This window comes from Nitrosospira lacus, from assembly GCF_000355765.4.
Lineage (GTDB): Bacteria > Pseudomonadota > Gammaproteobacteria > Burkholderiales > Nitrosomonadaceae > Nitrosospira > Nitrosospira lacus.
In genome coordinates this window covers 3,156,904-3,171,070 of the sequence record NZ_CP021106.3, presented here as the reverse complement: position 1 = coordinate 3,171,070, position 14,167 = coordinate 3,156,904, and the positions used below count along the sequence as shown (strand labels likewise).

At 55.5% G+C, this 14,167-nt stretch carries 12 protein-coding genes; 11 read left to right on the top strand and 1 reads right to left on the bottom strand.

Translation table 11 applies throughout. The features are described 5' to 3' along the window. Positions 1 to 7 precede the first annotated feature (7 nt). The 6 genes from EBAPG3_RS14465 to EBAPG3_RS14440 are packed head-to-tail and all read left to right on the top strand — an operon-like array spanning position 8 to position 7,722. On the top strand, positions 8 to 1,801 hold the full coding sequence (locus EBAPG3_RS14465; RefSeq protein ID WP_004174414.1) for an NAD(P)H-dependent oxidoreductase subunit E: 1,794 nt from the start codon (positions 8 to 10) through the stop codon (positions 1,799 to 1,801). Further along, positions 1,798 to 2,523: a 2Fe-2S iron-sulfur cluster-binding protein gene (locus EBAPG3_RS14460; protein WP_004174413.1), complete on the top strand. Its 726-nt coding sequence runs from the start codon at positions 1,798 to 1,800 to the stop codon at positions 2,521 to 2,523. Before EBAPG3_RS14465 ends, EBAPG3_RS14460 begins: the two co-directional genes overlap by 4 nt. After that, entirely contained in the window at positions 2,516 to 3,061 is a 546-nt protein-coding gene (locus EBAPG3_RS14455) for an NADH-quinone oxidoreductase subunit B family protein (RefSeq protein WP_004174412.1), read from the top strand. The genes EBAPG3_RS14460 and EBAPG3_RS14455 overlap by 8 nt, the downstream gene beginning before the upstream one ends. 29 nt (positions 3,062 to 3,090) lie before the next feature. Beyond that, a complete protein-coding gene (locus tag EBAPG3_RS14450; RefSeq protein ID WP_004174406.1) occupies positions 3,091 to 4,572 on the top strand; it encodes a Ni/Fe hydrogenase subunit alpha in 1,482 nt (493 codons plus the stop codon). Then, positions 4,569 to 5,051: a hydrogenase maturation protease gene (locus EBAPG3_RS14445; RefSeq protein ID WP_040851109.1), complete on the top strand. Its 483-nt coding sequence runs from the start codon at positions 4,569 to 4,571 to the stop codon at positions 5,049 to 5,051. The genes EBAPG3_RS14450 and EBAPG3_RS14445 overlap by 4 nt, the downstream gene beginning before the upstream one ends. After that, on the top strand, positions 5,044 to 7,722 hold the full coding sequence (locus tag EBAPG3_RS14440; protein ID WP_004174404.1) for a bifunctional acetate--CoA ligase family protein/GNAT family N-acetyltransferase: 2,679 nt from the start codon (positions 5,044 to 5,046) through the stop codon (positions 7,720 to 7,722). Before EBAPG3_RS14445 ends, EBAPG3_RS14440 begins: the two co-directional genes overlap by 8 nt. A gap of 313 nt (positions 7,723 to 8,035) precedes the next feature. Here the strand turns inward: EBAPG3_RS14440 and EBAPG3_RS14435 are convergent, their stop codons facing one another. Continuing rightward, positions 8,036 to 8,239 carry a cold-shock protein gene (locus EBAPG3_RS14435; RefSeq protein WP_004174403.1) on the bottom strand — a complete coding sequence of 68 codons (204 nt, stop codon included), beginning with the start codon at positions 8,237 to 8,239 and terminating at the stop codon, positions 8,036 to 8,038. Between the two features lie 619 nt (positions 8,240 to 8,858). Here EBAPG3_RS14435 and acsA point away from each other — a divergent pair. Genes acsA through EBAPG3_RS14410 form a run of 5 tightly spaced genes read left to right on the top strand, consistent with a single transcriptional unit; the run spans position 8,859 to position 14,058 of the window. Beyond that, on the top strand, positions 8,859 to 10,625 hold the full coding sequence (acsA, locus tag EBAPG3_RS14430) for an acetate--CoA ligase (RefSeq protein WP_004174402.1): 1,767 nt from the start codon (positions 8,859 to 8,861) through the stop codon (positions 10,623 to 10,625). Continuing rightward, on the top strand, positions 10,625 to 11,596 hold the full coding sequence (gene pdhA, locus EBAPG3_RS14425; protein WP_004174401.1) for a pyruvate dehydrogenase (acetyl-transferring) E1 component subunit alpha: 972 nt from the start codon (positions 10,625 to 10,627) through the stop codon (positions 11,594 to 11,596). Before acsA ends, pdhA begins: the two co-directional genes overlap by 1 nt. Further along, entirely contained in the window at positions 11,593 to 12,603 is a 1,011-nt protein-coding gene (locus EBAPG3_RS14420; protein ID WP_004174400.1) for an alpha-ketoacid dehydrogenase subunit beta, read from the top strand. Before pdhA ends, EBAPG3_RS14420 begins: the two co-directional genes overlap by 4 nt. Further along, on the top strand, positions 12,596 to 13,801 hold the full coding sequence (locus EBAPG3_RS14415; RefSeq protein WP_004174398.1) for a dihydrolipoamide acetyltransferase family protein: 1,206 nt from the start codon (positions 12,596 to 12,598) through the stop codon (positions 13,799 to 13,801). The genes EBAPG3_RS14420 and EBAPG3_RS14415 overlap by 8 nt, the downstream gene beginning before the upstream one ends. Continuing rightward, positions 13,798 to 14,058, top strand: coding sequence for an acyl carrier protein (locus EBAPG3_RS14410; RefSeq protein WP_004174396.1), 261 nt, complete (start codon positions 13,798 to 13,800; stop codon positions 14,056 to 14,058). Before EBAPG3_RS14415 ends, EBAPG3_RS14410 begins: the two co-directional genes overlap by 4 nt. Positions 14,059 to 14,167 lie beyond the last annotated feature (109 nt).

Here is a 14,167-nt window from a genome sequence, read left to right as displayed (position 1 = left end):
GGTTTATATGGAGCCTTGCGAGTTTCCTCATATCGAACAGCAGCTCGCGCCCATAATTGAACGACATGGACGCGAGCCGAACCGGCTGTTGCAGATCCTTCTTGATGTACAGGAGGCTTTTCACTTTATTCCTCCCGAAGCAATTACCTGCATCGCAGAGGACCTCGGGCTGCCACGGGTGAGCGTCGAAGGAACGGCCAGCTTCTATTCCTTCCTGTCCCTCAAACCGGCAGGCGAATATCGCATCCTCTTTTCCGATAATATTACCGATCAGATGCTGGGCAATCCAGAGTTGATGCGCGATTTCTGCAACAAGCTATGGTTGGAGCCAGGCAAGGTGTCGGAGGACAACCGGGTGAGCGCCGACCATACTTCGTGCACGGGCATGTGTGACCAAGGGCCGGCAGCTTTGGTCAACGGCTGGCCGCTCACCAATCTGAACCAGGAGCGGCTCGACCTGATCGGGGATTTGATCCGTGACAGGATCCCCGTTTCGCGCTGGCCATCCGTGCTGTTCGAGGTCAAGGATAACATCCGGCGAGCAGGCGTATTATTGGGAGAGCCGCTGGAGCGGGGCGCTGCAATCAGGGCGACATTGGAACGAGGCGTCGATGCGACCCTGATGGAGATCAAAGTATCCAGATTGCGCGGGCGTGGCGGAGCGGGTTTCCCGACTGCCGATAAATGGACAGGATGCCGGGATTCTCCAGGATTGGCGCATTACCTTGTTTGCAATGCGGATGAAGGCGAGCCGGGCACTTTCAAGGATCGTGTGCTGCTGAACAGTTATGCCGATCTGGTATTTGAAGGCATGACCATCGGTGCAAGGGTGATGGGTTCTGTCAAGGGGTTCCTGTATCTACGCGGTGAATATCGCTATTTGCTGGAGAAGCTCGAAGACATACTGGCAAGGCGGCGAGCTGTCGGGTTATTGGGCAGGAATATCCTGGGTGAGGCGGGTTTCGATTTCGATATTGAAATTCATCGAGGCGCTGGTGCCTATATTTGTGGCGAAGAGTCGGCATTGATCGAATCACTGGAAGGAAAGCGCGGCCGCCCGCGCAATCGCCCGCCATACCCGGCAGCGCAGGGCTACCTGGATCAGCCCACCGTGATGAACAACGTTGAAACCTTCGCCTGCGCCGCCAGAATTGCGGCGCACGGAGGCGAGTGGTTCGCGCGGATGGGTACACGGCAGTCTAGCGGCAGCAAGATTCTAAGCATCTCCGGTGATTGCGCCCGACCGGGCATTTACGAATACCCGTTTGGCGTTTCCATGCATGAAATACTGGACGACTGCGATGCGGAAGATCCCTGCGCGGTTCAGGTAGGCGGACCCTCCGGCTTTCTGGTTTCCTCGAAGGAGTTTGGACGCTGCATTTCCTTTGAGGATCTGCCTACCGCGGGGGCAATCACCCTATTCAAGCGCGGGCGGGACATATTGCAGGCAGTGCAGAACTTTGCGCATTTCTTTGCCCATGAAAGCTGCGGCTTCTGTACCCCGTGTCGCGTGGGAACCCAGTTGCAGAAAAAAATCCTGGATAAAATAGCGAATGGCCACGGTACGGCTTCCGATCTGGAGGAGTTGAAGCATCTTGGCCATATCATGAAAACTATGAGTCACTGCGGACTGGGACATACGGCGCCGAATCCGGTATTGGATATGCTGGAAAAATTCCCCGATGCCTGCGGGCAAAAGCTGAAGAATCTGGTATTCGAACCGGCTTTTGACCTGGACGGTGCCTTGGAGACCGCACGCAAGATTACCGGCAGGGACGATCCGTGGGCGCACCTGCCATGAACAAGACAATCACCATCGATGGGAAAATAGTGCCATTCACCGATGGCCAGACCATCATGGATGCTGCGCTGGGAGCCCAAGTCTATATTCCTCATCTGTGCCATAACCCGGAATTCAAGCCACACGGGAGCTGCAAGCTGTGCGTTGTCAGCGTCAACGGCCGCAACATGACATCTTGCACCATGCCCGCGGCGGAGGATATGGTGGTCGCAAACAATACGCCTGAGCTTAACGATGATCGCAAGGTACTGGTGCAGATGCTCTTCGTGGAAGGCAACCATATTTGTCCGGCATGCGAGGCATCGGGTAATTGTCAGTTACAGGCGGCTGCCTATTACCTGAATATGCTGAGCCCCCATTTCACGCACTTTTATCCGCCGCGGGAAGTGGATGCTTCGCATCCCGATGTTTTTCTCGATCTCAACCGTTGCATTCTCTGTGAGTTATGCGTCCGTGCCAGCCGTGAGGTTGACGGCAAAAACGTATTCGGTATTTCCGGCCGCGGTATTCACGCACATCTGGTGGTGAACGCAGCCAGCGGCAGATTAGGTGATACCAATCTCGTCGTAACCGACAGGGCTGCCCATGTCTGCCCTACAGGCGCCATCCTGATCAAGCGTCAGGGCTATAGGATACCTATCGGGCAGCGCACATTCGACCGCAAGAAAATCAGCGAAGTCCAGATGGAATCGACGGAAGAGGGGAAGCCGGATCATGAATGAGAAACGCAAGATTCGGGTGGCAACCTGTTCCCTGGCTGGCTGTTTTGGCTGCCATATGTCCCTGTTGGATATTGACGAAAAGTTGTTCGATCTTCTTGAAATGATCGAGTTCGACCGCACGCCTTTTACTGATATCAAGCATTGCGGGGCATGCGATATCGGCATCGTGGAGGGCGGTGTAAGTAACGCAGAGAACGCCCATGTGCTCAAGGAATTCCGCGATAACTGCAAGATACTGGTGGCGATCGGCGCATGCGCTATCAATGGCAATGTTCCTGCCCTGCGCAATAACATCGATTTATGGGATTGCTTTCAGGAAGTGTACCTGTACGAGGGTGGGCTGGAAGGAAACCAGATACCCAACGATCCTGAACTGCCGCTGCCGTTCGACAAGGTTTATCCCGTCTACGAAGTGGTCAAAGTGGATTACTTCCTGCCGGGTTGCCCACCATCCGCGGACACGATCTGGAAGTTTCTCACTGATCTGATCGAGGGCAGGGAACCCAAGCTCAGTTACGAAATGTTGCGCTATGATTAAGACATCTTTCCATCTTTCGGAGCCATCCCATGCCGTTTGAACTGGAAACTGCCGCTCATCCTGAAAAGCTGAAGCGGGTCGTGATCGAGCCGGTTACCAGGGTGGAGGGCCACGGTAAGGTCACGCTGCTGCTTGATGCCGATAATCGCGTGCATCAGGCGCGCTTCCATATTGTCGAATTCCGCGGCTTCGAAAAATTCATTCAGGGACGCCCCTTTACCGAAGTACCGGTACTTGTCCAGCGCCTTTGCGGCATTTGTCCGGTGAGTCATAACCTGGCGGCTTCCAAAGCCATGGACATGATTGTGGGTGGAACGCCGCCTCCCGCTGCTGACAAGCTTCGCCGTCTTATGCATATGGGCCAGATACTGCAATCCCATGCCCTGCATTTCTTTCATCTCTCTTCGCCAGATCTGTTGTTCGGTTTTGATGCAAATGCCTCAAAGCGCAACATCGCGGGTCTCGCGGCGAATTTTCCCGATATCGCCAGGCAGGGTGTAGCACTGCGCAGGTATGGCCAGGAGGTTATCCGGCTTACCAGCGGCAAACGGGTACATGGCACGGGCGTGATTCCCGGAGGAATGAGCAGGAATCTGTCGCCGGATGACCGCGATTACCTGTTGAAGGAGATAGATCAGGTCATCCGGTCAAGCCTGGACGCCGTGGAACTGATCAAGACTATCTACAGCGCGCGCGCGGATTTTCATAACGGCTTTGGTTCCTACCGCTCCAGTTTCATGAGCCTGGTGCGGGAGGATGGGGCCATGGATCTATACCATGGCGGCTTGCGTGCCAGGGACGAACATGGCGAGACAATTTTTGATCATGTGGAATACAGCCACTATTGGGACTACATTCACGAAGAAGTGAAATCCTGGTCTTACATGAAATTCCCCTTCATACGTTCGCATGGCAGGGAAAAAGGCTGGTACCGCGTGGGGCCGCTGGCGCGGGTCAATAATTGCGACTTCATTCCGACGTCTCTGGCAGATGCGGAGCGCAAGGTTTTCAAGGAATTTGGCGGGGGCAGCGCGACCCAAGCTACCCTGGCCTTTCATTGGGCGCGCATGATCGAGATGCTGCATGCCGCTGAAGTCATACAGGAGTTGCTGCATGACGACGATCTGCTGAGCGATGATCTGGTGAACATCGGGGAGCGACAGTTGCGGGGCGTAGGCGTGATCGAGGCGCCGCGCGGCACACTGATCCACCACTACCGCATCAACGAGGACGAGCAAATCGTACGCGCCAATCTGATCGTTGCTACCACTCACAATAACCAGGCCATGAACGAAGCGATACGCCAGGTGGCGCTGCAATATCTGGATGGCGAGCAACTCACCGAGGGCCTGCTCAATTACATCGAAGTGGCGATCCGTGCATTCGATCCCTGTCTTTCCTGCGCTACCCATGCCGTCGGCAAAATGCCGCTGGAGGTGGAACTGATGGATGTGGAAGGCGCAATGATACAGCGCCTGGTCAAGGATTCCGACGGACGGTATCGAACTTGACGGCTCCGCTGCCGCTGCTGATCTTCGGCTACGGCAACCCCAGCCGGGGCGACGATGCGCTTGGACCCCTGCTGCTGGAGTATCTGGAGACGCTTAAGCTCCCGCATGTCGAATTTCTCACCGACTTCCAGCTCCAGGTGGAGCATGCGCTCGATCTGAAAAACCGCGAGAAGGTATTGTTCATTGATGCCAGCGTCTCATGTACGGCACCTTACGCCTTTACGCGCCTGCATGCGCGAAAGGATACGAATTACACCTCCCACGCCATGACCCCTATGGCGGTGTTGCATACTTACCGGGAGCTTTACGGCAATCCGCCTCCCGCTTATCTTCTCGAGGTTCGGGGCGAGCGTTTCGAACTGGGGGAACCGCTCAGTTCAGAAGCGGCCTCCAATCTGGAGGCATCCCTGGATTTGTTGAGAAAACTTTATTCGGAGACTCATCTGCCTGAATGGGAACAGTTTATAAATCATGAGTAAACACTACCTTAATTCCCTTTTTACCCCCAAGTCTGTTGCCGTATTCGGTGCAAGTGACAGACCCGATTCGGTCGGCCAGGTTGTGTTTGAAAATATGTTGAGAAGTGGTTTTCAGGGCACACTTTACCCGATCAACCCGAAACACCCCGAAGTACAGGGCAAGCGCGCCTACGCTTCGATTGCGGAAATTAGCGAGCCGGTTGAGCTGGTAGTCATTGCAACGCCGCCACAGACGGTGCTGGGCATTATCGAAAGTTGCGGCATCCAGGGTGTGAAAGCGGCGATTATTATTACTGCCGGCTTGGGTGCAGGCGGTTATGGCGGTGCGGTGTTGGAGGAGGAATTGCTGGCAACCGCCCGCTCTTATGGGGTTCGTTTAATTGGTCCGAACTGCCTGGGTATCATGCGCCCCCCTATCGGGCTAAATGCCACGTTCAACCGGGGTGGCGCGAATAGCGGCAACATCGCGTTTGTCTCCCAATCCGGCGCGTTGTGTACCGCGATTCTGGATTGGGCGCAAAGCAATGGCGTGGGGTTTTCCAGCATCGTGTCGATGGGGTCATCGACGGATGTGGATTTTGGCGAGATTCTTGATTATCTGGTGTCCGACGCCCGCACTCACAGCATCTTGATGTACATTGAGGGCATTCGCAACGCACGCAGTTTTATGAGTGCGCTGCGGGCCGCTGCACGCAGCAAACCGGTGATTCTGGTCAAGGTCGGCCGCCATGCGGCGGCCGCCAAGGCGGCGCTATCACATACCGCATCGCTGGTGGGTGCGGATGATGTGTTCAACGCAGCAGTCAGCCGGGTAGGCGCGGTGCGTGTACAGACCATCACACAGCTCTTCACTGCGGCCAAGGCACTATCATGCGGATTCTGTCCCGTCGGCAACCGGCTTGCTATTGTCACGAATGGCGGCGGCCCAGGTGTAATGGCGACTGACCGTGCCGCTGACCTGGGGCTTCCCATGGCGGCGTTGTCGGATGTCACGGTTGAGTATCTCAATCAATATCTGCCGCCGAATTGGCCGCACGACAATCCGGTGGATATTATTGGCGATGCTCAGGCAGATCGCTACCATCACGCTGTCAAAGCTTGTCTGGAAGATGAAAATGTGGATGGGGTGCTGGCCATACTCACGCCGCAGGCAATGTCCCGGCCGCTGGAGTCCGCGCAGGTTCTGATCGCGCTTTCCGGCAATGGCTGCAAACCGCTATTGGCCTGCTGGATGGGTGAAACGCAGGTCGCGGCAGCGCGGGATGCCTTCGCCAAAGCCCGGATTCCCTGCTTCCGTACCCCTGAGCCGGCGGTGGAGGTATTCTCCCATCTTTCCACCTACTACCGTAATCAACGATTACTGCGTCAAATGCCCGGCTCATTCTCCCACCATGTCGCGCCGGATGTGGAAGGTGCGCGGCTGATCATCGAGGGAGCCATGCAGGAACACCGCAAGGTGTTGACGGAAATGGAATCCAAGGCCTTGTTGTCGGCTTTCCATATTCCTGTCGCTAAAACCATGATCGCCCGCTCGCCCAACGAGGCGCTCCTGATTGCACAGCAGTTGGGGTTTCCTGTAGCAATGAAGGTCAATTCGCATGATATTACCCACAAGAGCGATGTGGGGGGGGTAATGCTCAATTTAAATGATGCGCATGAAGTTCGCGCCGCCTACCAGCACATTCAGGATACCGTACGGCGCAATTATCCTGATGCGCATCTGGACGGTATTTCTGTGGAAGCGATGATCGTCAAGCCGAATGGGCGTGAGCTGATGATAGGCGTGACTAGTGATCCGGCATTCGGGCCAGTGATTACTTTCGGCTCGGGCGGGACCGCAGTCGAAATCATGGGCCTTCGCGCAGTCGCCTTGCCACCGTTGAACAGATTCCTCGCAAGAGAGCTGATTGGGGAGGCCCCTGTTTTCAGGATGCTGGGTGCATTCCGTCAAATGGCTCCGGCAAACATCGAGGCGTTGGAGGATGTATTGCTGCGCGTCTCGGAGATGGCCTGCGAACTTTCACTGCTTAAAGAGATGGATATCAATCCGCTCATTCTTGATGAGAACGGCGCATTGGCTGCTGATGCGCGCGTAATCGTGGAATATCGTCCGCCGAGTATTGACCGCTATGCGCACATGGCCATCTGTCCCTACCCTGCCCATCTGGTCAGGCAGTGGCAACTTGCCAATGGCACCAATATCACTATCCGCCCGATACGTCCGGAAGATGCAGAGCTGGATCAAAGATTCTTGCGCGAGCTATCCGAGGAATCAAAATACTTCCGCTTCATGAACGTCATGCAGGAACTCCCTGAAACCATGCTGGCATCGCTCACACAAATTGATTACAGCAGAGAGATGGCCTTGATTGCCGTGACTCGGGAACAAGACACGGAAGTCGCATTGGGGGTCGCCCGTTACGCCATTAATCCGGATGGGGTTTCCTGCAGATTTGCACTGGTGGTGGCCGACAACGTTACAGGAAAAGGGTTGGGGCAAAAGCTCATGGTTTCGCTGATGGAAGCTGCTCGTACACAGGGACTCAAGATGATTGAGGGCGAGGTATTGAACAGCAATCACAAAATGCTCAAACTTATGAATCGCCTTGGATTCACCATCAAAACCAGCGAGGAAAATCAGGGAATCATGAAAGTGAGCAAGCCGTTGTAGCAGCAACAGGTATGCGGTAATTGGTTGCTAATCTATCAGCTGTGTGATTCATGGACATTGTTTCAATTAGAGGGGGTGATAAACAATGAGACTCGGAATGGCTTCAATGAGTCCAACTACACTGGCAGTCTGTCGGATTTGAAAAAAATCGGTGTTGACATCCCGCGCGGTCGCACCCTTCCGCGTCGTGCACCTTGTCTTGCATTTCAAAGACCGCACACTCCGCCCCGTTTAACTGCCGGATTTAGATTGATTTCTCCGCGCATAAAAAACCCCGGACTGGCCGGGGTTCTCGGATTGCTTCTGCTCGATTTTATTCAGGCTTGATATTCGATGCCTGCAGACCCTTGGGCCCGGTCGTCACGTCGAAAGTGACACGCTGGGTTTCGCGCAACGACTTGAAACCGTCACTGTTGATCGCAGAGAAGTGTGCAAACAAATCTTCCCCACCGCCATCCGGTGTAATAAAGCCAAAACCTTTGGCGTCGTTGAACCACTTTACAATACCTGTTGCCATGCTATTTCCTTAAAAATGAATTTACGCTTACGGTGATCCGTATGCGGCCATCGAATATCAAGGAAAAAGAGTCAACCAGAGGTATCATATTCTACAGCTTGAATCCAAAAGACTTAATTAGGATACGCATTATCTCAATAAGTTCAAGTTTTTATTCACAGACGTGTAAATGAGCAGCAAATTTGACCACTCCATAACAGCGTTGAATTCTGACCATGCTCAAATCGTATAAAAAATTGTTACATCAGCAGATTGCAGCTGAAACTGATCAAAATTCCGCGCTGATTGACATAGCATGCGGAAGAGGAAGTTTTTGTCAGCCAGGATTCGGTCTGTCACATATGCGTGAATGACAGCTTTGGAGCTGAAACTCGACTGTCTCCTCGTGACACGTTTGAATCATTTGTATTGTGATTGGCGGAAATCGACATACATCCATGCAGAATAGGACTATGGCTCCACCTCGACCAGTATAGGAACTTCAGGAATCGACATAAAAAGCAGTCGCGAGTCAGGTTGACGTTCAGGCAGTCTGTGATTAGACTGAATCAAACAGCCTGAAATTTCCATCAGGCCCCTTGGCCTTCTGCCGCTGCCATCCAATGGAAAACCGCCTCGTATGACAGCAAACATCATTACCAAGCCGTTGACCAGCTTCCGCGTGGCGCCGAATATGAGCGATTACGCGCGGACCTATCGCGAATTTACCTGGGAAGCTGCGGCACAGACACTGGCTGGGCTGGCCGATGGCCATAGCATCAATATTGCTCATGAAGCGGTCACGCGTCACGCGAAGGGGTCACAGGGGCAACATCTGGCGCTCCGCTGGTTGGGCAGGAACGGTGCCAGGCAGGATTTCAGCTACCAAGAGCTTGAAGAACAAACCAACCGCTTTGCGAATGTGCTCGCCGGGATTGGGGTTCAGCCGGGTGAACGTGTATTCGTGCTGGCTGGACGCATTCCGGAACTCTATATTGCTGTGCTGGGGACGCTCAAGCAGCGTTGCGTAGCGAGCCCTTTGTTTTCGGCATTCGGGCCCGAGCCGATACAAACACGGCTGACGCTGGGCGCCGGCAGCGTACTAGTGACGACAGCAAGCCTGTACCAGAAAAAGATTGCCGGCTTGCGTGAGCGGTTGCCGCAGTTGAAGCATGTACTGCTGGTGCATGACAGCGAAATCCCGGATAGCATACCTGGCACACTCGATCTTGCCGGGTTGCTGCGAGACGCGAGTACAGCCTTTGTAATCGGGCCTACCTCGCCCGGAGACCCGGCGCTGTTGCATTTCACGAGCGGTACCACGGGCAAGCCCAAGGGGGCCGTTCACGTACACGGCGCTGTGGTTGCGCATGACATGACCGGCAGGCTCGCGCTCGATTTTCATGCCGAGGACATTTTCTGGTGCACGGCCGATCCGGGCTGGGTCACCGGCACCTCGTATGGGATCATTTCGCCGCTCACCAACGGTATCACCAGCATCGTGGACGAGGGAGATTTCGATGCGGAGCGCTGGTATTCCATTCTGGCGGAACAAAAGATCAGCGTGTGGTATACGGCGCCGACCGCCGTACGCATGATGATGAAGGGGGGTGCAGAGTCTGTGCGCCAACATGAATTTCCCCAACTCCGCTTTATCGCAAGCGTGGGCGAGCCATTGAATCCGCAAGCTGTTCAGTGGGGACTGGATGCATTCGGACTTCCAATCCATGACAACTGGTGGCAAACGGAAACAGGTGGCATCATGATCGCCAACTATGCGGCGATGAATATCAAGCCAGGTTCCATGGGTAAGCCGCTTCCGGGCATCAAGGCTGCGATTGTCAAACGCTGCGGAGGAGAGGCCATTGAGATCATCACGGCGCCGGATGTCCAAGGCGAACTCGCGCTGAAGCGCGGCTGGCCGTCAATGTTTCGCGGCTATCTCAACGATGATGAGCGCTACCGCAAGTGTTTTGCTGACGGGTGGTACCTGACCGGAGATCTCGCGAAGTGTGACCAAGATGGCTACTATTGGTTCGTCGGACGCGCCGATGACGTGATCAAATCCTCGGGCCATCTGATTGGTCCGTTCGAAGTCGAAAGCGCGTTGATGGAGCATCCGGCGGTGGCCGAAGCGGGTGTCATCGGCAAGCCGGATCCGATGCAGCTTGAAACAGTCAAAGCATTTATTGCGCTTAAACCCTGCTATGTGGCAAGTGAGGCATTACGGCGCGAACTGCTCGGCTTCGCGCGCAAGCGACTTGGCGCGGCAGTCGCTCCCAAGGAAATCGATTTTGTTGAAAGCCTTCCTAAAACGCGCAGCGGCAAGATCATGCGCAGGCTACTCAAGGCGCGCGAACTCGGGCTGCCCGAAGGTGACATCTCGACACTGGAGAGCGGTGCGTGATGCCTGATGCAAAGCTCGCCCGTGCGCTACTTCATGGAATGGTGCGGATCCGCCGCTTTGAGGAAAAGTCGGCAGTATTATACAGCGCAGGAAAAATCCGCGGTTTTTTGCATCTGTATATCGGCGAAGAGGCCGTCGCTACGGGGGCCATGCGGGCATTGCGGCCGGAAGACGCCATATTTGCCACGTACCGGGAACACGGGCATGCGCTGGCACGCGGCATTCCCGCCCGGGAGATCATGGCGGAGATGTACGGAAAAGTCGAAGGCTGCTCGCACGGACGGGGCGGATCCATGCATTTATTCGCTGCCGCGAGAAAATTTTATGGTGGCAATGCGATTGTCGGAGGCGAATTTCCGCTGGCAACCGGCTATGCGCTTGCGCAAAAAATGCAGCATCATACAGGGCTCGCCGCCTGTTTCTTCGGCGAGGGCTCCATCGCCGAGGGTGAGTTTCATGAATCGATGAATCTGGCTTCCTTGTGGAAAGTTCCGGTACTGTTCCTGTGCGAAAATAATTATTACGCAATGGGCACCGCGCTTGAGCGGTCCGAGGCTAATACCAATCTCGTGGAAAAAGCAGCGAGCTATCGGGTGCCGGGAAAAAGTGTCGATGGCATGGACGTACTCGCGGTATTGGAAGCAACGGATGAAGCGGCGCAGTTTGTGCGCGGCGGCAACGGCCCCTATTTTATCGAATTTCGCACCTATCGTTTTCGAGCGCATTCGATGTTCGACCCCGAGCTTTACCGTAGCAAGGACGAAGTCGATCGCTGGAAGCAGCGCTGTCCGATTGCGGGATTTACCGTTCGCGCAATGCACGAGAAATGGTTGTCGCCGGCTGACGTGGAATTGATCGAGGAAGAAGTCACGCAGGAAATCGCACAGGCGGTTGAATTTGCCGAGGCGGGCACATGGGAGCCGGTCGAGGTGCTTGCACGCGACGTGTACACGGTACCCCGGTCGTCATGACGAGCAACGCGACTGCCACTGCCGTAAGTGGCATCACTTATCGTGAAGCGCTGCGAATGGCGCTGCGCGATGCGATGCAGCGCGATCCGCGTGTATTTCTGATGGGCGAGGATGTCGGCCGCTACGGCGGCACGTATGCGGTGAGCAAAGGCTTGCTTCAGGAGTTCGGTGAGGAGCGCATACGCGATGCGCCGCTGTCGGAGTCGGCATTCGTTGGCGCCGGCATCGGCGCTGCCCTGAACGGCATGCTGCCGATCGTTGAAATCATGACATGCAACTTCAGTCTGCTGGCGCTCGATCAGATTCTCAATAATGCGGCTACCCTCCGCCATATGTCGGGTGGACAGTTCAGCATTCCGCTGGTAATACGCATGACCACCGGTGCTGGCAGGCAGCTCGCGGCGCAACATTCGCACAGTTTTGAAGGACTTTATGCGCACATTCCTGGCGTCCGGGTTGTGGCGCCGGCGACGCTGGCGGACGCGCGCGGCATGTTATGGACGGCGCTCATGGACCCGGATCCCGTTGTAATGTTTGAAAATACGCTGCTATATAATCTCGAGGGTGAGCTCGCGCCGGATGCCGGGCCTGTCGATATTGATCATGCGGCCGTGCGCCGCCCAGGCGGCGATCTCACGCTTGTCACTTATGGTGGATGCCTTTACAAGACTCTACAGGCGGCGGAACGGCTTATGGCGAACGGCGTGGCCGCTGAAGTGATCGATTTGCGCACGTTGCGTCCGCTGGACATGGTGACGGTGCTTGCATCGCTTAAGAAGACGCATCGCATGGTAATCGTCGACGAAGGATGGAAGAGCGGCAGTTTGGCGGCTGAAATCATGGCACGGGTGATGGAGGAAGCATTCTATGAACTTGATGCACCCGTCGCGCGCGTGTGCAGTGCGGAAGTGCCAATTCCCTATGCACGGCATCTTGAACAAGCCGCCATTCCGCAGGTTGATACGATTTTTGAAGCGGCGTTACGCACGGTAAACCGCCATGTATGAATTTCGTATGCCCTCGCTCGGCGCCGATATGGAGGCAGGCATACTTGTCGATTGGCTTATAAAGCCCGGTGATCCAGTGAAGCGCGGACAGGTTGCCGCAGTGGTCGAAACCCAGAAGGGCGCGGTCGACGTCGAGATCTGGGAGTCGGGGATTGTTGACAAACTTGTGGTGGAAACAGGCAGCAAAGTACCTGTAGGGGAAATTCTCGCATTCGTTCGCGCCCCGGATGAGAGTGTAGCCAAAACTGCACAGACATTTGGGAAACCCGAAATTCCTCATGTTGAGGCGGGACCTGGCCACCCCACTGTCGAACTGCCAACAAGTCGAATGGCGCCCGTTTCTGCCGCTGCTTCAGCCGAAGGTGAAACCCGTGTCCGGGTCTCGCCGTCGGCACGCAAGCTCGCCGAAGAACTGGGTGTCGATATCGCATCGGTACGACCGGCGGAGCCCGGCGGAGTGGTCTCCCGCGAGGACGTGGAGCTTGCGGCTCAGGTAAGGAAGCCCGCTCCCAAGGAGAAGGGAGCAGGTTGGCAGGCTAAAATGAGGAGTGCCATCGCTGCGGCAATGTCGCGCTCGAAGCGCGAGATTCCTCACTATTATCTCGCGACCGATATCGATGTGACTGCCGTCACGGGCTGGCTTGATGCAGAAAATCTCAAACGCAGCGTGACAGAGCGCCTGCTGCCCGTTGTTCCATTCATGAAAGCGGTTGCGCTCGCTTTGCATGAAGTGCCGGAGCTGAACGGGTTCTGGGTTGACGGTAAGTTCCAGTCATCCTCGACGGTGCATCTCGGCATGGCAATTGCAATGCGGGGAGGCGGTCTGGTTGCACCCGCGATTCACGATGCGGACAAAAAGAGGCTGGATGAATTGATGTCCGATCTGCGCGATCTGATAACCCGCGTGCGTAGCGGCCGGCTACGCAGTTCCGAATTGAGCGATCCTACCATAACCTTTACCAGCCTGGGCGAACAGGGCGTCAAAGGCGTGTTCGGCGTAATTTATCCGCCGCAGGTCGCAATTATTGGCTTGGGTAAGGTGACCGAGCGGCCTTGGATCGAAAATGGCGCGGTCGTTGTGCGAAAAATTGCCACTGCCACACTTTCGGCTGATCATCGCGCCAGCGATGGCCACCGCGGCGGACTGTTTCTTGCCGCGCTCGACAGGCTGTTGCAGAAACCGGAGCAATTGCAATGACCGCGCGCACTCATGAGGAAATCAGAGCCGTTATCTTCGATGTCCTGGGCGCTATTGCGCCAGAGGTGGAGCCGGCCACGATCGCGCCAGATCGGCCGCTGCGCGAGCAGATCGATATCGATTCTTTCGATTTTCTGAATGTCATCATACGACTGCATGAAATACTCGGCGTCGATATTCCCGAGAAAGATTATGTAGAACTCCTGACATTGAACAGCGCAGTTGATTATCTCGCGCGCCGGTGCGCTAGAAACTAGCCAATGAGCGCGCCATCATGGCTCAGAACGGGTGAAGGCGGTTTTGGTTGCGGGGGCGATAGAATGCGGTGCGAAGGAAATTATGGAGCTCACTTCCGTCACCGCAATC